The organism is Muricoccus harenae (assembly GCF_009848505.1).
Classification (GTDB): domain Bacteria; phylum Pseudomonadota; class Alphaproteobacteria; order Acetobacterales; family Acetobacteraceae; genus Roseomonas; species Roseomonas harenae.
The window spans coordinates 1-15,999 of sequence record NZ_WWDL01000036.1 but is presented as its reverse complement, the minus strand read 5'-3'; the positions used below and the strand labels follow the sequence as shown (position 1 = coordinate 15,999).

The window sequence follows — 15,999 nt, the reverse complement described above, 5'->3', positions numbered from 1 at the left end:
CCCTGTGAGATTTCCCCTCGGGAGGACAAACCCTATGCGCCGCCGCGCCCGTCTCCTGGCCGCCTTCGCCACCCTGGCGCTTGCGCTTGCGCCCGCCATCGCCGATGCCCGCCCGGGCGGCGGCGCCTCCTCCGGCAGCCGCGGCAGCCGCTCCTACAGCGCGCCGCCCAGCACCCGGACCGCCCCTGGCACGGCCACGCCCTTCAACCGCACGGAAACCCCGCGCCAGGCCCCCGGCTACGGCCAGACGGCCCCGCGCCCGTCGCCCTCCTACACCACCCCCAACCGGGGCGGGCTGTTCGGCGGCGGCTTCATGTCCGGCCTGATGGGCGGCCTGCTCGGCGCAGGCATTGCCGGCATGCTCTTCGGCGGCGGCGCCTTCGGCGGCATGTCGGGCGGCGCTGGCTTCCTGGGCTTCCTGCTCCAAATCGCCATCATCGCCGGCATCGTCTGGCTGGTGGTCCGCATGCTGCGCAACCGCCGGGCCGCGTCCACGGGCAACCCCGCCATGGCCGGCATCGGCCCGCGCGGCAGCGTCCCAGGCAGCTACGCCCGTGAGATGGACGGCGGCATGCAGCGCGGTGCCATGGGCGGCGCCACGGCCGGCGGCATGGGCGGCAGCGCCGCCTCCCGCCCGGTGCAGGTGAGCGAGGCCGACTTCGCGGCCTTCGAAACCAGCCTCGTCCGCATCAACGAGGCTTGGTCCCGCCAGGACGTGAGCGCCCTCCAGCGCCTCGCGACTCCGGAGATGGCCCGCTACTTCGAGCAGGACCTGCGCGACCTCGCCGCCCGCGGCTGGCGCAACGAAACCCGTGACGTTCGCCTGGAATCCGGTGACCTCTCCGAGGCCTGGGCCGAGGACGGCATGGAATACGCCACTGTCGCCATGCGCTTCAGCCTGATCGACGTGACCCGCGACGCCAGCGGACAGGTGGTGGAGGGCGATCCCAACACCCGCCAGACCGTCACGGAGATCTGGACCTTCGTCCGCCGCCCGCGCGAGGCGTGGCTGCTCTCGGCGGTCCAGCAGACGGGCTGAGACAGGCCAGGGGCTTTGCCCCTGTACCCCACCGGGGGCCGAACGCGGCCCCCGGACCCCGCGATTGGTTGACGCGCCTGAGGTCATCGACCTCAGGCGACTGACCCGGCAGCCCACGCGATCCAGGGAATCGGCCTGCGGCGCCAAAGCCGGCGCCCTGTCCCTGAAAAACTGAACGCGGGGTCCGGGGTGGCCGCTGCCACCCCGGCGGAGGTCCGGAGGCAGAGCCTCCGGGACCCGCCTAAACCAGCCCCTTTAGCCGCAGCAGCCCAAACGCCGCCATGCTCATTGCGTCCCGGATCACCCCGTCGCGCAGCATGGCCTCCAGCTCCACCAGCGAGAACTCGCGGCACACCAGATCCTGTTCCGTCTGCTCCCGCGCCGTCTCGCCGCGCGTCAGCTCCGTCGCCAGGAACACATGGCCGCGCTGGTTGCAGTAGCCCGCGCCCTGGAACATCTCGCCCGCATAGGTCATGCGCCCGGCGATCAGCCCGGTCTCCTCGCGCAACTCCCCGGCGGCGATCTGCGCCGGATCCGTCCCGGGCCGCGTCTCCCACATGCCCATCACGAATTCCCACATCCGCGCCTGCACCGGATAGCGGAACTGCTCCACCAGCGTGACGCGCCCATCCTGCACCGGCACCACCACCACGAAGTCCGAGCGCTCCACGACGCCATAGAGCCCCTCGGAACCATCCGCGCGGCGGATGATGTCCTCGCGCACGCGCGTCCAGGGATTCTCATAGGCCACGCGCGTGGAAAGCGTCTCGATCGTCAAGCCATGCCCCCATTGATGGAAATCACCTGCCCCGTGATGTAGGCCGCGCGATCGGAGGCGAGGAAGGCCACCAGCTCCGCCACCTCCTCCGGCCTTCCCGCACGCCGCGCCGGAACCATCGCGCGGATCTGCTCCTTCGTGACGGCCGCCTCCACCGCCGGGCTTTCGATCACGCCCGGTGCCACCGCATTCACCGTCACGCCCCGCGGCGCGCATTCGATGGAGAGCGACTTCACCGCCCCATGCAGCCCCGCCTTCGCCGCCGCGTAATTCGCCTGGCCACGATTGCCCATGATCCCGGAGACGGAGGAAATCGCCACGATCCTCCCGCGCCGCGTCCCGATCATCGGCAGCAGCAAGGGCTGCACGAGGTGGAAGAACCCGTTCAGCGAAACATCCACCACCGAATGCCATTGCCGCGCCGACATGCCCGCCATCGGCGCATCGTCATGCGTGCCCGCATTATGCACCACCGCTTGCACCGGCCCCGCTTCCAGCAGCTTTGCCAGCGCCGCCTCGCAAGCCGCCGCATCCGTCAGGTCAAAAACAACCGCCTCCGCGCTGCCGCCTGCGGCCACGATCTCCGCCGCCACGCCGCGCGCCCGATCCGGATGGCCGCTGCCATGCACGATCACATGATGCCCGTCCCGCGCCAGCGCGCGCGAAATCGCGGCACCGATCGGGCTCCCGCCGCCGCTGACGAGTGCGCGGATCATGCGTCCTCCGGGATGATGATGGCCGCCTGCCCCGAAAGCAGCGCCACGCCGCCCGCCGAGACCTCGAAGGAATAAACAAACCCGCGCGCCGCGCGTGACAGCGCCCGCGCCTCCACGCGCAGATCCTCCGCCACGTCATCCAGCCGCGCCACATGCAGCGCCACGCCGCGCAGGCTGGCGAGATAGCCCGGCTTCTGCGCCTCACCGCCGCTGCTCAGCGCCCCATGCGCCGCCACCGCCTGCAACGCGTATTCCACGCCGCACACCGCGGGCAGCATGCCGTCCCGCCGCAACGGATTGCCCGCATCCCGATGCGACACCGCCGCGCAGACAATCGAATCCGCATCATGCTCCACGACGCGCTCGAGCAGCCGCATCGCCCCCGCATGAGGCACCGCCGGGATCATCCCGCGCGCCCTCCCCCGGCAGAGGTGCAGGCTGCCGTCAACAAGGCTCCACCCCCAGGACCACCGCCCCCCCATCCACCAGCGGCAACCCAACCTGCGCCGCCGCGCCCGCCGCCAGCGCCTGCAACAAGGGCAGCGCCCGTGCCGCCGGATTCCCCGCCATCAACGGCGCCAGATCCCCCGCCGAACTCGCCTCCGCCCGCTCCGCCATCTCCACCGAGAGCACCACCCCTGCATCCGACGGCACCAACACCAGCGCGGTGGCGAACACCGCATCGGTGAGGCGCCGCGCATCCAGCGGCGGCGTCAGCGGCGCGTCATAGGCGCAGAACAGCACCGGCACGCGGCGCGAGACCACCGCCGCCACCGCCTGCACCAGGCCGATGGCGAAGCTGTCGTCATGCCCGCCCAGGCTCACCGAGGCGCAATGCGACCCGGCCGCGATCCCCCAATACCCCGCCGCCGCATTGTGCACCGAGTTATGAAATTGTGTCGGCGAGATCGCCCCGCCCGGCGTGGACAGCGCCTCCAGGATCGAGCCGATGACGGCCCCATCCCCATTGGAGGAAGCGAACACCGTCTCCAGCGCATCCGGCGCCAGCCCCGAAGCCGCGGCCGCCTCGGCGGCAACCACCAGCGCAAGCCGCACCGCCGCGCTGGTCCGACGCCGCTCCGTCGCCGGCAAGGCCGCGGGGGGCGGCAGCACCACCGGCCCCGGCTCCCAGGGCGCCTCCCCGGCCAGCACCGCCCGGCTCGCCTCCCAGCCCGGCAGCCCGGGCCCGAGCACGCCCACCCCCGCGATCCCGCACCTCACGACCTGGCCACCCTCACGGTTGGACTCACCCTTGGCCGATCACGAGGGCGCAGTTGCTGCCACCGAAGCCGAAGGAATTGGAAAGCACGCGCCGCACCGGCAACGCGCGGTTCGCCACCGCCACATCCACGCCGAAACCCGGGTCCGGCTCCTTCACGCCCAGGCAGCCTGGCACCAGCCCGTCCGCGACGCAGATCGCCGCGATCACCGCCTCCAGCGCCCCGGAAGCCCCGAGCGTATGCCCCGTCCAGCCCTTGGTAGAGGAACAGGGCACGCCATTCCCGAACAGGACGCGCACCGCATTCCCCTCCATCGCATCATTCGCCCGCGTGCCAGTGCCATGCAGGTTCACGTAATCCACGGGCGCATCCCCCGCCGCCGCCAGCGCCGCGCGCATTGCGGAGATGGCGCCCAGCCCCTCCGGATGCGGCGAGGACATGTGGTGCCCATCCGCGCTCGCCCCGGCCCCCAGCAGCGCCAGGCTGCCCGGCGCCGCATCCTCCACGCGCATTACCAGCGCGAAGCCCGCCGCCTCGCCGATTGAAATCCCGTCCCGGTCCACCGCACAGGGCCGGCAGGCACCCTTCGACAGCAGTTCCAGCGAGTTGAACCCGTGCAGCGTCATCCGGCACAGCGTGTCCACCCCGCCCACCACCACCGCATCGCACAGCCCCGCCACAATCATCGACTGCGCCTCAAGAAAGCTCCGCGCGCCCGAGGTGCAGGCGGTCGAAATCGCCACCGCCGGCCCGCGCAGTCCCAGCCGCGCCCGCACGTAGCGCGGCAGCGCATAGAGGTCGTGCGTATGCGCGAAGTCGAAATCCGCCGGCAGCGCGCCATCCGCATCCCGCCGCGCATAGGCCACCTCGGTCTCCGCGATGCCCGAGGTGCTGGTGCCCAGCACTACCGCCACCCGATGCGCCCCGAAGCGCCCGGCCGCCTCCGCCACCGCCGCCTCGAACCCGTCCTGCCGCAGCCCCAGCTCCGCCAGCCGGTGGTTGCGGCAGTCGTAGCGCGCCAGCGCCTCCGGCAGCACCACCTCCTCCAGCCCGGGCACCCGCCCCACCCAGATGCCCTCCGGCATCCCCGGCAGGTCGCAGGGCGCCAACCCGCCCCGCCGGCCATGCAACGCCTCCCGCATCGCGGCCAAGCCCGTGCCCATGGCGCTGGCGGCGGTGAAGGCCGGAATGGCAAGGGACGGGAGCATGGCTGGCATCTCGCCGCTGTATTGCATCGCGGAACGTCCCTGTGGAGCGGGGACTTGTCCGGAATGGGGCAGGCTCAAGGAAATCAGGCGTTCGGACGTCAAGCGTCCTGGCCCCGCGGCGCCAGGGCCAGCGCCAGCCCGAAGGCCGCCGCCACCCCCACGGAAACCGTCAGCCCGATCCCCCGCAGCACCGGCGTCTCGCAAAGCGCCAGCATCCCGAAGGTCAGCAGCGTCGTCACCGTGCAGGTCAGCACCGCCGCCATCGTGCGTGCCGCCTCCGCCGCATCCTCCTCCCGCCGCCCCAGGAACAGCGCGTAATCGAGCCCCACCCCCGCCATCAGCAGCAGCGCCACAAGGTGAAAAGGCGTCAGTCGCGCCTCGGCCGCGGAAAGCACCGCCAGCACCACCACCACCGCCCCCGCGATCGGCGCCCCCCGCCGCAGGGCCGCGACAAACCCGCCCAGCCCCACTGCCAGCAGCCCCAGCACCGCCACCGCCCCGACGCCGCACCAGATCAGCGCGCCGCGCGTCGTGGCCGCGATCATCCCCTCCGTCTCGCCCTTCACATCCACGAACAGCACGGCCGGATCGCGCAGCTCCGCCACCGCCGCCCGCACCGTCGCGGCATCCGCCACCCCCGCCAGCAGTCCCAGCCCCCGCCATTCATTCCCATGCCGGGACAGCAGCGGCGCAAGTCGCGTCGAGATCAGCGGCGCCACGGCCAGACTGGCGGAATCCAGCGGCGGCAACCCCCGGCTTTCCTCGATGGAGGCCAGGAAGGGCGCGAAGGCCTCCGCCCGGAAGGGCAGCCCGGCCCTAGCCTCCGCCAGCCGCGCCTCCAGCACACCCCGCGCCGGCAGCGCCGCCTGCCGCGCCGCCTGCGCCTCCCGGCTCGGCAGGTATCGGCTCGGCAGGTCCAGCCCACTCAGCCGCCCATCTGCCAGCAGCGGCGCCAAGGCCCCCCGCACCCGCTCCGAGGCCCGCAGCACCGCCTCCTCGCTCGCCCCGCGCAGCGCCACCAGATGCCGCACATCCGGCGCCCCCAGCTGCGCCCGCAACTCCGTGTCGAGGTTCCGCTCCGCCTCCGGCACCGGGCTCAGCCGCGCGATGTCGTCCTCCCAGCGCGGAAGCCCCCCGAAAGCCAGCCATCCCAGTGCCAGGAGCACCACGCCCCCCGCCACGAAGGGACGCCCGCTCAGCCATCCCAGCCCCCGCGTGACCGGCCCCGGCAACGCCCGCGCCACCACCGCCTCGCCGGGCAACAACCAGGGCAGCCCCCAGCGCGTCACCGCCACGCCCACCAGCAGCCCCGCCGCCCCGAACAACCCAAGCTGCGCCAGCCCCGGGAACCCCGAGGCCATCATCGCCACCAGCCCCAGCGCCGCCGCCCCCGCCGCCAGCCGCAGCACCGGCCAGATCCGCCGCGCCGCATCCCCCAACGCCTCCCCGGGCCGGCGCCCGGTCAGCAGCAGGATCGGGTAATCCACCGCCACCCCGAGCATCGTCACCCCGAAGCCCAGCGCCGCCCCCTGCACTCGCCCGAACACCAGCGCCACCGCAAGCGCCCCGGCCAGCACCCCGGCCAGAAGCGGCACGCCCGCCACCAGCAGCATCGTGGGGGACCGGTAGCGCCACAGCAGAAAGCCCAGCAGCAGCACGCCGGACAGCACCGCCATCCGCTCCACATCCGCCTTCACCGCCGCCGCCGCGCTTGCCGCGAAAACCCCCGGCCCCGAAAGCAGCAGCCGCGCGCCCTTCGGCTCCGCCGCCGCGAATGCCGCCCGCACGGCCTCGGAGGCCTCCCGCTGCGCCTCCACATCCGTTCCCAGCGCCCGGCTCCTCGCCACCATCAGCGCCCTCGGCGGTCCCTCGCCGCCCGCGAACCACACGCCATCCCGCATTTGCACGGAACTGCCGCCCAGCCATCCCTTCAGAAGTTCCAGGAACACCCCCGGCGGATCGGCGAAGCCCAGCCGCGACAGCATCCCCGACATCGAGGACCGCAACCCATCCAGCAGCGCCTCCAGCTTCCCCCGCAGTGCCGCCACCTCGAACATCCCCGGGCCGGTGGCCGGCGACAGCAGGTAGCGATAGCGGAACAGCAGTGCCTGCTCCGCCTCCGTCAGATCGGCGGTCCCGTTCCCCACGAAGGCGAAATGCCCGCTCTCCCGCATCGCCTGGCCCATGGAGCGCGACACCCGCGCCAACTCCGGCGCCTCCGCCCCCTCCACCCCCACCAGCAGCAGCGTCGTCGCGGCCCCCTCCCGCAGCTCGCTCAGCAGGAAGGCGGCCTCGGGCGTCGCGGCGGGGGGGAGGAAATCCGCCATGTCGGTGCGGATCTCGATGGTCCGGAACAGGAAGAAGCCCAAAACAGTGAGGACCAGCAAGGCAAGCAGCGGAGGCGCCGCCCCCGGCCCCCCGCCGGGGACCTTTGATCCCCGGACCTCTTTGGGGACTGCCGTGGAATGGTCCGTCACGGGCGCGCGGTGATCCGCATGACGGAGGATTCGTTGCCCACAGTCTCGAAGCGGCGAATTGCGCCGCCGGAACCCTGAATCTCCACCCGCTGCACCACCGCCCGCACCCGCATGGACAGCGGCGAGAGCCGGATCGTCCAATCGGCGACCGCCCCCTCGAAACCCACCTCCCAGTAGCGCCGCAGCATCGCCAGGTCCCCCGCCAGGGTGGACCGGATCGCCTCCACCATGGCCCGCACCTCCGGCGCCTGGTCGAGATTCACCTCCTGCCGCGTCCCCTGCCCCGGGCGCTCATAGACCAGCCGCTCGCCCGAAACCGTCACCCGCTCCGAGAAAGGCTCCACCACCCGCTTCTCCAGCGTGGACGGCGCCTCCCACAACAAGGTCCCCCGGCTCGGCAGCGTATCCGCCAGCCCCGCGATGGACTTGCTCTCCTCGAAATCCGCCTCGCTCCGCCGCACGGCCGCTAGCGCGGCCATCACGGCCTCCAGCCCGCCCCCTTCCCCTGAGGCCGGCAACGCCATGAACGGCAGCGCCAGCACGGCCCGCCGCGCCACCACGCCGGCCTCAGGGGAAGGGGAAGGGGAAGGGGAAGGGGAAGGGGAAGGGGAAGAGACATCGTCCATCTCCTCCCAGAAGTCGTAGAAGTTGAACCAGTTGCCCGGAAAAGCCCGCGCCACCTCTTCCAGCCGCGCGGCATAGCGCGCGGCGCTCGCCCGCAGGTCCACCTCGCGCGAGGCCCGGTTCAGCACCACCCGCTCCGCGAATTCCTCGAAGCGGATCTCGTAGCGCCGCGGCCCCTTCCATATCCCGAAGGCCAGCATCACCGGCGCCCGCAGCACGGCCGCCAGGATATGCGGCCCCGCCGGAAACGGCGCCGCCGCCCCCAGGAAGGGCACCGGCACCACCCGGTCCTCCCCCACCGCCGGCCGCCGGTCCGCCAGGATGCCCACCAGCCCCCCGCGCTCCAGGCATTCCTTCGCCCGCAGCATCGAATCCGGCCGCCCCAGCGGCACCACCAGCTCCGCCTTCTCGCGTGACAGCGCGCTGAAGATGGCATTCGCCTGGGCAGCGTTGCCCTCATACATGAAGGCCATCACCTCCACCGGGCAGCCCCGGTCCGCCAGGGCCCGCATGGCCGTGAAGCTGCCCAGATGCGCCCCCAGCAGCACGCAGCCGCGCCCCTCGGCGATCCGCGCATCCAGCGCCTCGATCCCCGAGACGGTGATCTCGAACCCCCGTGTCCGCCCCTGCAGCAGATACACCCGGTCCAGCATCGTCGCGGCAAAGGCGAAATAGGGTCGCCACAGATCCCGCCAGCCCGGTTCCCGCCCCAGCGCCCGCCGCTGGAAGCGCCGCATCGCCTCCCGCTGCCGCGCCGGCGCCGAGAGCATGAAATACCCCGTCACCGGAAAGAGCAGCGCATAGGAGAACCGCCATCCGGCCACGCGCGCGATCCAGGCCATCAGCCGCAGGGCCACCCCGCCGCGCTCGCGCTGCCTCAGCCAGCTCATGCGGTGTTCCGTTCAAGCAAGGCCGGGGAAGCGCATTCCCCCGGAATCCCTGCTTCTTCTTCGAGTTTTAAGGCGCGCCCATGGCGACGCTTCGCTTCAACAGACAAAAAAAAGATGGGGGCTTGGGGGAATTCCTTCCCCCAACCTTCCTGCCCCACCGCAATCATGCGGCCTCGATCTCGCCCTGAAACGCCAGCACCCCACCCACATGCCCGGCAAAGGCCAGCCGCCCCCCCGCCGTGCGCCGCAGCGCGACCGATACCTCCTCCTCCGGCCCCACCGGCCGGAGGAACTTCGCCGAAGGCAGCCGCATCGCCACCCCCAGCCCGGCAGCCCGCGCCGCCTCCATCACGGCATCCAGCAACACCACACCCGGTACCACGGGACGGCCAGGAAAATGCCCGGGCAGGCAGGGATGATCCGCCGGAACCGCGAAGCGCGCCGCCCAGGGCCCCTCCCCGCTCAACCCGCCCCCTCGCCCGGCACCCCGTCACGCAGCGCCTCCAGGCTCCGCCGCGTGATCTTGCCCAGTTCGTTGCGCGGCAGCCGCTCCACCAGAACCACGGGGCGCGGCAGGAACACCGCCTCCACCCGCTCGCGCAGCGCCGCCACGATCTCTCCGCTCGTCCGCCCCGGCGCCACCACATAGGCCGCCAGCCGCGCGGCGGGGTTCGCCTCCAGGTCCTCGGGCGCGAAGAACACCCCGTCCTCCACCCCCTCGATCTCCGCCAATACCCGGTTCAGCCCGGCCAGCGAGGCCCGCTTGCCGCCCCGCTTCACCATGTCCCCACGCCGCCCGATCAGCCGGAAACGCCCGTCGGGCCCTATCTCGACCAGATCCGCCAGCGGCACCGGCTCGGGCAGCCCCGGCACCAGGGCGGCGGCCGCATCCGCCCCCTCCGCCCGCAGCGCTACCCCGTCATAGAGGGTCCAGCCCTCCCCCTCGACCGTCCGCCGGCTGGCGATGGACCCCATCTCGGTGGCGCCATAGATCTCCAGCACCGGCGCCCCCCAGGCCGCCTCCGCCTCGGCCGCGAGGGAAACGGCCAGCGGCGCGGTGGCCGAGATCACCGTATCCACCCCCGAAATCCCACCCGCCACCAGCGCCCGCATCTGCAGCGGCGTCGTCACCAGCACCCGCCGCCCCGGCGCGGCGGCCAGCGCCTCGACCACCTCCACCGGATAGAAATGCGGCCCGGAATGGATGGCCATCGGCGCGCGCAGCGGCAGCACCATGGTCGTCTCGAAGCCATACATGTGCTGCGCCGGCACGGTGCCAATCACCGTCGCCTGCGCCGCAGGATCATCCAGCCCGAAGCGCGCCGCCGCCGCCCGCGCGGCCGCCACCAGCGCCGCCCAGGGCTTGGCATGCGCCGCCGGCTCCCCGGTGCTGCCCGAGGTGAAGCCGATCGCCGCCACCCGCTCCGCCGGGATGCCGAAATTCGCCCCGGCATTCGTCATGGGGCCCTCGCCCCAGGCCCCGGCCGCAATGGCGGGAATCACCGTCTCCACCCCATCCGCGATCGCATAGGTCCCGGCATACCGCCCCGCCAGCTCCCGCTGCCGATGCGCCGAGCGATCCGCCGAAAGCAGCGTCACCTGCCCCCGTGCCAGCGCCGCCCCGAAACCCACCAGCGCCAGGTACCGGTCCGCGCAAAGGTTCAGGGCGTAGGGCGCCTCCGGCAGCTGCGCCGCCAGCGCCGCCACATCCGCCAGATACCGCCCCGCCGTGACCGGCACGGTCCCGCGCCGCGCCAGCACATCGCCGGGCGCCCGGTCCAGGAAAGGGATGTCAGCCATGCCGCGCCCGCTCCGCCCGCACGATTGCCCGGAGCGTCTGCAGGGGCCAGGCAATCCCGCCCGCGGGGAAATACAGGCTCCGCACCACATGCTCTCCCAGGAACAGCCCCAGCAGCAGCGCATCCGGCACCATGCCGAGATCCACCCCCCGCGCCACTGCCCCCAACTCCACCACGGCCACCACCGCCAGCACCACCGCCCAGAACCAGGTCAGCCCGCGCGCATAGCCGGCGCATTCTGCCGGATCCCGCCGCTCGTCAAAGCGGATGTAGCGCGCGATCAGCGGCTCCTGCCCCCGCCGCAGCGACCGGGCGAAGCCAAAGGCCAGCCCTGTGCAGGTCAGCCCCGGCAGCAGCGCCCAGAACAGCTCCACCGCACCCCCGACCCCCGCCGGCCAGGCCTCCACCGGAACGAACCAAAGCGCCAGCAGCGGCAGCGCCGAAAGGCGCCACAGCCACCTGCCGCCCGCTTCGAACCTGTTCCTGCCCGGAACGGGCATGTTCAGCCGACCCGGTTCTTCTCGATATGCGCCGTCAGGGCACGCAGCGAGGCAAAGATCCGCCCGTTCCGCTCATCATCCGAGCGCAGCTGGAAGCCATAGTTGCGCGAAATCGCCAGCGCCATCTCCAGCGCATCGATGCTGTCCAATCCAAGTCCTTCGCCAAAGAGCGGCGCTTCAGGATCGATCTCCTGCGGCTGTACCTCAAGCTGCAGGGCACCGACGATCAGCGTCGCCACCTCCACTTCCAGCGCCGTCATCGCGGTCGTTGCCGTCACGCCACTCGTCTCCACCCTGGTCCTGGCCTCGTCTTCGGGATAAAGCACACGGGATGGTGAAGCGCTGCAAAAAATGTCGGTGACCATGCGCCATCCCCGCTCCGGCACGCTAAAGGAGCCGCCCATGGGCAGCAACCGGCGCGCCCCCGCGGATGCCCGCACAGATGCCGGGGCGGACGACTTCGGCGCGGCCCTCCCCGCCCGCCTCACCTTCACCGCGGATATCGAGCGCAGCCCCGGCGACCCCACCGGCACCCGCCACCTGGCCGCCACCACCGCCCTGCTGGACCTGCTCGATGAAGCCGGCGCCCGCGGCACCTTCTTCATCCTTGGCGAGGTGGCGGATTCCGCCCCCTGGCTCGTCTGCGACATCGCCGCGCGCGGCCATGAGATCGCCTCCCACAACCAGACCCACCGCCCCCTCGCCGCCCTGTCTCCCGCAACGCTGCGCGAGGAAGCCCACCGCGCCCGCGCCACGCTGCAGGACCTCTCCGGCCAGGCCGTCCAGGGCTTCCGCGCCCCCTACTTCTCCCTCACCCCCGCTACGGAATGGGCCGCCGACACGCTGCTCGAAACCGGCCACGCCTATTCCTCCTCCGTCATCCCCGCCCGCGCCGTCCTGCACGGCCACCCCGCCGCGCCCCGCCATCCCTTCCTCTGGCCCGGCGGCCTGCTCGAACTCCCCGCCCCCATCGCCCAGCTCGGGCCCATCGGCATGCCCATCCTCGGCGGCATGTATCTCCGCTACCTCCCGGCCTGGGACTTCCGCCGCTTCGCTCGGCGCCTCGAAGGTCCCCTCGCCTGGACCTATTGCCACCCCTACGACATCGACGCCGGCGCCCCCTTCCACCGCTGCCCCGGGCTGGGCCTGCTGAGCAGCCTCTTCCTCTGGGCCAACCGCGGCACCACGGCCCGCCGGCTGCGTGCCATGCTGGCTGGCCGAAGCTCCCTGCCCCTGGCCGAACGATTGGAAGAAGCCCGGAACATCGCAGGCGGGCTCAGGGACATCGTCCCCGGCCCCCACCGGGACGCGAACGCACCGCCGGACCCCGCCTTCTGTTGAAGGGCCGGGCGCAAGCGATGTCCCGCCGTCGAAGCGAAGCCATCCGCCCCCCTTGAAGTCGGCCGCGGCAAAACTAGCTTCAAAGATGCCGGGGGCCCTCTCGGGACCCGGCACCCGGGTGCCGGCCGTGGTGCCCGGCGTTCCTCGCCCATGTTGCTCGCTTGAGGATGTGGCCAGGGAGCGACGAGATCCTGCCGGCAGCAATGTCTGCGGCGGATCGGCCTTGGCGGTGCACCACCGCCCCTCCGCATCTTAGGCACACCTCCTGCCGGAGCAGGCGAGGACGCCCGCCGGGCAACCCGCCCGCCGTCCCGGAACCACGACATCCATGGAGGAGATGTGCACATGAACATCATGCGTGACCTCGTTCCCTGGAGCCGCGGTGGATCGCGCTCTCCCGCCACCTTCCGCGGTGAGGCGGCCAGCCCCGTTGCCGCGCTCCAGCAGGAGATGAACCGCCTGTTCGACGAGGCCTTCGCTGGCTTCGGCATGCCGGCGGGCCGCTTCGAATTCAGTACCGGCTGGCCGCAGGTCGAGGTTTCGGAAACGGACAAGGAAATCCACGCCAGCTTCGAACTGCCTGGCGCCGACGAAAAGGACATCGAGGTTCTGCTCGACGACGGCAGCCTCGTGGTCCGGGGAGAGAAGCGCAGCGAAACGGAGGACAAGGAGCGTCGCTTCACCGAGCGCTTCTACGGTCGCTTCGAACGCCGCATCGCCCTCGGCCAGGAGGTGAAGGAGGACGACATCCGCGCCGAGTTCCGCAACGGCGTCCTGAACGTGACGATCCCGAAGTCCGAGCGCGCCGAGCAGAAGGCCAAGCGCATCCCGGTGAGTGCCGGCTGAGGCTCCTGTCCGGTGATCTGGCGGGCCGCAGGGGCAGCGGCCCGCCCGGACCCAATCGGAAGCCCCTGAAAGGAGTGCGTGAAATGACAGAGGATGCTTCGAAGACCCTGGTTCCCGGTAGCCAGCTCGCACTCGGGCTGGTCCTGTTCCTCACCCCCTGGATGGCCGGCTTCGCCGGTGAGCAGATGGCAGCCTAGACGGCCTGGATCACGGGCGGCGCGATCGCGCTGGTCGCGGCTGCCGGGCTATGGGGCTACACCATCCCGGCATCCTGGATGAACCTGGTGTTGGGGCTGTGGGCGATCGTCGCGCCCTGGGTCATGGGCTTCGCCATGATAGCCGGCGCGACCTGGAGCCATGCCGTGCTCGGCGCATTGGTGGCACTGGCCGCCATGGCCGGGTTCTGGGCCGGGCACCAGTCACCGCCACAAGTCCATGCCTGACCTCCTGAAGCCTGACGACCTGAGGAGGGCCGGGGACCATGTACCCCGGCCTTTTTTGCGCACCCCTTCAGCCGGGTTTCCCATGTCGCCCATGCCGGCATCAGGTGCCGGCCGCATCCCATCGCAGGCCGCGAGAGAAGCGATCGGAGGTCCGCGCCCGCCCGTTCCGGGAAGCATGACGCGCTCTGCCCTACGGCACCGCCGCCCCGGCAGGCATCCCCTCGGCCGCCAGTTCCGGCGGCAATCCAAAGAGCAGCCGGAGCAGCAGCCCGGCCGCCATGAGGGCTGCGGCCTGATCCCAGGCGGTCAGCCGATCATCGAAGACCCGGTCGCCGCGCAGCGTGGCCTCGAGGGAGCTGCCGAGGGCAGCCAGCTCCAGGAACCTCGCGGCGACCAAGGGAAAAAGCGCCGACGGCGCGAAGGAGGCCAGGAACAGGCAGAGGCTCGCGACCAATCCGAACTGCAGCAGCCAATCCATCTCCGGATCGCCCTGCGGCGTCCCGTGGCCCCTGCTGCCCTGGTCGAGCCCCCACGAACCCTTTGGGTCGTAGAAATGCATCGCGGCATCCTCCCGGTCAGCGCCCGATCAGGCCGCGAGCGGCAGGTCCGAACCGGGCCCGGCGGGCGCGCCGGCCCTGTACGGGGTGGCCCTGGGCGGGATTGTTCCCCGCATGGGCCTTGCCGCGCCTTCACCGCGCAGCGCGTGCCGCGCCGCCAGGACCTCCGCCAGCCGTGAAGGCTCGCCCGTCTCGGGCATGCCCTCCGCCTGGGCGGCTTCGATCAGCCGCGCGTCATACTCCCAGCGCGCCAGGATCTCGTTCTTCTGCGCCAGCGTCAGCTGGGAATGGGCCACCACCTCGCCCGGATCCGCGAAGACCGCGGCCGGGTTCAGCAACGCAAGTTCCATGTTCACCTCCCCAGGGCCACCGCTGGACTCGCCTTCAGCCGTCTCCATGGCTGGGGCGGCAACCCGGCCGTCCCAACTCCAGGGCAGCGATGGATCGGCCGGAATGGCCATATCCTGGGCCGAGGCAAAGGCAGCGGCCCTGTGGCAGGCATCGGACACTCGCGGCGTCCCGCAGACTTCAAGGCTGAGGCCCTCGCGCCGCGCATATTCCTCGGCCGCGCGCCGGGTCGGGAAGCGAAGCGTCAACGGCGTCAGCGGGTCGCCGCCGCCCCACCAGCCGGTGAGGGGATCGATCCGGCCACGCCACCGGGCCGGGAAGGTCAGGACCCATTCCTCGCCCCGCCTGCCGCCACGCGTGCCGGTCGCACCGCAACGCCGGGTGAGCCGCGCGGGGACACCGGGCGGCAGGGCGGATGTGGCCAGGCGCAACGCCTGGGCCAGGTTCTCATGGGAAACGGGCACGGTGGCCGCAGCCGCGCGCGACGGCGCGGAGGCCGTGCCGGTAAGCACACCGTTCATGAATGTCACCTCCTGCTTGGCAACAGCAGCGCCATCAGCGCTGCCTCAGGGCTCATCGGGTCAGGCGGCAGGCTGAAGCCTGGCCGACCTGCCCTCGGTCCGCCGCGGCGGCGCCATCTCCACCCCATTCACCACGGAGTGCTGCAGCGCCTCAGGCAGCCGGCCAAACCGCACGCCCGACCGGAACAGCGAACTGACGCCCATCTCGGTTCTCATCTCCACATCCTCCTCTCGAAGCAACATGGATCTGGCCGGCGCCGCAGGCCGGCGTCGGCCACCGGGCCCTGTACAGGCACCCGGCGCATTCCTTCTGGGTGCGCCCCGCGTCAGCTTCAAGGTTCCTACCGGATGCAAGAACCGCCCAGAACCGTGTCGCCGGCCGTGCCGGTGCACCGCGTTAAGGTGGGCCACAAGGCAAGGCTGCGTGCCGAACGTCCCGGCACTTCACGCTTGGAGAACGCCCTCGATACGCATAGCGTGTGGCCATGCGCGAGTGGGCTGCCCTGATCGTTTCCCGGCTCGCCTGCATCCCAAGAGGCGGGATGCAGGGATTACGGGCACGCCGCTAGTCTTACTGTGTCATTTCCAAGCGGGGCCTCTGGATTGCTGCAGGCAACAGGGGCAGCGTGGGAGGGATTGGACGAGGCTGACGATGAGGCGGCATCGGACGGTGCTGATCGAATATGGGACGT

General features: G+C 71.6%; 19 protein-coding genes. 5 read left to right on the top strand and 14 right to left on the bottom strand.

Going from position 1 to position 15,999, the window contains the following annotated elements:
- Positions 1 to 34: 34 nt before the first annotated feature.
- Entirely contained in the window at positions 35 to 1,039 is a 1,005-nt protein-coding gene (locus tag GSE44_RS21200) for a Tim44 domain-containing protein (protein ID WP_159350834.1), read from the top strand.
- Between the two features lie 241 nt (positions 1,040 to 1,280).
- Here the strand turns inward: GSE44_RS21200 and GSE44_RS21195 are convergent, their stop codons facing one another.
- The 11 genes from GSE44_RS21195 to GSE44_RS21145 form a co-directional block, all read right to left on the bottom strand.
- Positions 1,281 to 1,817, bottom strand: a complete 537-nt coding sequence (locus GSE44_RS21195; protein ID WP_159350833.1) for an NUDIX domain-containing protein — start codon at positions 1,815 to 1,817, stop codon at positions 1,281 to 1,283.
- Entirely contained in the window at positions 1,814 to 2,533 is a 720-nt protein-coding gene (gene fabG / locus GSE44_RS21190; protein ID WP_159350832.1) for a 3-oxoacyl-ACP reductase FabG, read from the bottom strand. The genes GSE44_RS21195 and fabG overlap by 4 nt, the downstream gene beginning before the upstream one ends.
- Positions 2,530 to 2,940 (bottom strand): 3-hydroxylacyl-ACP dehydratase, encoded by a 411-nt coding sequence (locus GSE44_RS21185; RefSeq protein ID WP_159350831.1) that lies wholly within the window; start codon positions 2,938 to 2,940, stop codon positions 2,530 to 2,532. The genes fabG and GSE44_RS21185 overlap by 4 nt, the downstream gene beginning before the upstream one ends.
- A 37-nt stretch (positions 2,941 to 2,977) precedes the next feature.
- On the bottom strand, positions 2,978 to 3,754 hold the full coding sequence (locus GSE44_RS26320) for a beta-ketoacyl synthase chain length factor (protein WP_159350830.1): 777 nt from the start codon (positions 3,752 to 3,754) through the stop codon (positions 2,978 to 2,980).
- Positions 3,755 to 3,779: 25 nt separating this feature from the next.
- On the bottom strand, positions 3,780 to 4,961 hold the full coding sequence (locus GSE44_RS21175; RefSeq protein WP_159350829.1) for a beta-ketoacyl-[acyl-carrier-protein] synthase family protein: 1,182 nt from the start codon (positions 4,959 to 4,961) through the stop codon (positions 3,780 to 3,782).
- Positions 4,962 to 5,059: 98 nt separating this feature from the next.
- The gene (locus tag GSE44_RS21170; protein WP_159350828.1) at positions 5,060 to 7,348 is read right to left on the bottom strand and encodes an MMPL family transporter; all 2,289 of its coding nucleotides are present in this window, start codon (positions 7,346 to 7,348) and stop codon (positions 5,060 to 5,062) included.
- Positions 7,349 to 7,434: 86 nt separating this feature from the next.
- A complete protein-coding gene (locus GSE44_RS21165) occupies positions 7,435 to 8,952 on the bottom strand; it encodes an LpxL/LpxP family acyltransferase (protein WP_159350827.1) in 1,518 nt (505 codons plus the stop codon).
- A 163-nt stretch (positions 8,953 to 9,115) separates the two neighbouring features.
- A complete protein-coding gene (locus GSE44_RS21160; RefSeq protein WP_159350826.1) occupies positions 9,116 to 9,418 on the bottom strand; it encodes a 3-hydroxyacyl-ACP dehydratase FabZ family protein in 303 nt (100 codons plus the stop codon).
- Positions 9,415 to 10,752 (bottom strand): AMP-binding protein, encoded by a 1,338-nt coding sequence (locus tag GSE44_RS21155; RefSeq protein ID WP_159350825.1) that lies wholly within the window; start codon positions 10,750 to 10,752, stop codon positions 9,415 to 9,417. The genes GSE44_RS21160 and GSE44_RS21155 overlap by 4 nt, the downstream gene beginning before the upstream one ends.
- A complete protein-coding gene (locus GSE44_RS26315; protein ID WP_159350824.1) occupies positions 10,745 to 11,251 on the bottom strand; it encodes a hypothetical protein in 507 nt (168 codons plus the stop codon). Before GSE44_RS26315 ends, GSE44_RS21155 begins: the two co-directional genes overlap by 8 nt.
- A gap of 2 nt (positions 11,252 to 11,253) precedes the next feature.
- Positions 11,254 to 11,529: a phosphopantetheine-binding protein gene (locus GSE44_RS21145; protein ID WP_268893679.1), complete on the bottom strand. Its 276-nt coding sequence runs from the start codon at positions 11,527 to 11,529 to the stop codon at positions 11,254 to 11,256.
- A 124-nt stretch (positions 11,530 to 11,653) separates the two neighbouring features.
- On the opposite strand from GSE44_RS21145, the gene GSE44_RS21140 reads away from it, so the two are divergent.
- The 4 genes from GSE44_RS21140 (at position 11,654) to GSE44_RS25380 (ending at position 13,881) form a co-directional block, all read left to right on the top strand.
- A complete protein-coding gene (locus tag GSE44_RS21140; protein WP_159350822.1) occupies positions 11,654 to 12,592 on the top strand; it encodes a polysaccharide deacetylase family protein in 939 nt (312 codons plus the stop codon).
- Positions 12,593 to 12,937: 345 nt separating this feature from the next.
- A complete protein-coding gene (locus GSE44_RS21135; RefSeq protein WP_159350821.1) occupies positions 12,938 to 13,438 on the top strand; it encodes an Hsp20/alpha crystallin family protein in 501 nt (166 codons plus the stop codon).
- 83 nt (positions 13,439 to 13,521) lie between these two features.
- Positions 13,522 to 13,635, top strand: a complete 114-nt coding sequence (locus tag GSE44_RS26555; RefSeq protein WP_408015137.1) for an SPW repeat domain-containing protein — start codon at positions 13,522 to 13,524, stop codon at positions 13,633 to 13,635.
- A gap of 9 nt (positions 13,636 to 13,644) precedes the next feature.
- A complete protein-coding gene (locus GSE44_RS25380; RefSeq protein ID WP_457852179.1) occupies positions 13,645 to 13,881 on the top strand; it encodes an SPW repeat protein in 237 nt (78 codons plus the stop codon).
- A gap of 190 nt (positions 13,882 to 14,071) precedes the next feature.
- Here the strand turns inward: GSE44_RS25380 and GSE44_RS21125 are convergent, their stop codons facing one another.
- Genes GSE44_RS21125 through GSE44_RS21115 form a run of 3 tightly spaced genes read right to left on the bottom strand, consistent with a single transcriptional unit; the run spans position 14,072 to position 15,523 of the window.
- Positions 14,072 to 14,440 carry a hypothetical protein gene (locus GSE44_RS21125; RefSeq protein ID WP_159350820.1) on the bottom strand — a complete coding sequence of 123 codons (369 nt, stop codon included), beginning with the start codon at positions 14,438 to 14,440 and terminating at the stop codon, positions 14,072 to 14,074.
- 27 nt (positions 14,441 to 14,467) lie between these two features.
- Positions 14,468 to 15,307 carry an NADH dehydrogenase ubiquinone Fe-S protein 4 gene (locus GSE44_RS21120; protein WP_159350819.1) on the bottom strand — a complete coding sequence of 280 codons (840 nt, stop codon included), beginning with the start codon at positions 15,305 to 15,307 and terminating at the stop codon, positions 14,468 to 14,470.
- 60 nt (positions 15,308 to 15,367) lie between these two features.
- The gene (locus GSE44_RS21115) at positions 15,368 to 15,523 is read right to left on the bottom strand and encodes a hypothetical protein (RefSeq protein ID WP_159350818.1); all 156 of its coding nucleotides are present in this window, start codon (positions 15,521 to 15,523) and stop codon (positions 15,368 to 15,370) included.
- Positions 15,524 to 15,999 lie beyond the last annotated feature (476 nt).

Coding starts and splice junctions, on each gene's coding strand:
- GSE44_RS21200 (WP_159350834.1), top strand. CDS start 35: ATGCGCCGCCGCGCCCGTCTCCTGGCCGCCTTCGCCACCCTGGCGCTT.
- fabG (WP_159350832.1), bottom strand. CDS start 2,533: ATGATCCGCGCACTCGTCAGCGGCGGCGGGAGCCCGATCGGTGCCGCG.
- GSE44_RS21185 (WP_159350831.1), bottom strand. CDS start 2,940: ATGATCCCGGCGGTGCCTCATGCGGGGGCGATGCGGCTGCTCGAGCGC.
- GSE44_RS21175 (WP_159350829.1), bottom strand. CDS start 4,961: ATGCTCCCGTCCCTTGCCATTCCGGCCTTCACCGCCGCCAGCGCCATG.
- GSE44_RS21165 (WP_159350827.1), bottom strand. CDS start 8,952: ATGAGCTGGCTGAGGCAGCGCGAGCGCGGCGGGGTGGCCCTGCGGCTG.
- GSE44_RS21155 (WP_159350825.1), bottom strand. CDS start 10,752: ATGGCTGACATCCCTTTCCTGGACCGGGCGCCCGGCGATGTGCTGGCG.
- GSE44_RS26315 (WP_159350824.1), bottom strand. CDS start 11,251: ATGCCCGTTCCGGGCAGGAACAGGTTCGAAGCGGGCGGCAGGTGGCTG.
- GSE44_RS21140 (WP_159350822.1), top strand. CDS start 11,654: ATGGGCAGCAACCGGCGCGCCCCCGCGGATGCCCGCACAGATGCCGGG.
- GSE44_RS21135 (WP_159350821.1), top strand. CDS start 12,938: ATGAACATCATGCGTGACCTCGTTCCCTGGAGCCGCGGTGGATCGCGC.
- GSE44_RS26555 (WP_408015137.1), top strand. CDS start 13,522: ATGACAGAGGATGCTTCGAAGACCCTGGTTCCCGGTAGCCAGCTCGCA.
- GSE44_RS21125 (WP_159350820.1), bottom strand. CDS start 14,440: ATGCATTTCTACGACCCAAAGGGTTCGTGGGGGCTCGACCAGGGCAGC.
- GSE44_RS21120 (WP_159350819.1), bottom strand. CDS start 15,307: ATGAACGGTGTGCTTACCGGCACGGCCTCCGCGCCGTCGCGCGCGGCT.
- GSE44_RS21115 (WP_159350818.1), bottom strand. CDS start 15,523: ATGAGAACCGAGATGGGCGTCAGTTCGCTGTTCCGGTCGGGCGTGCGG.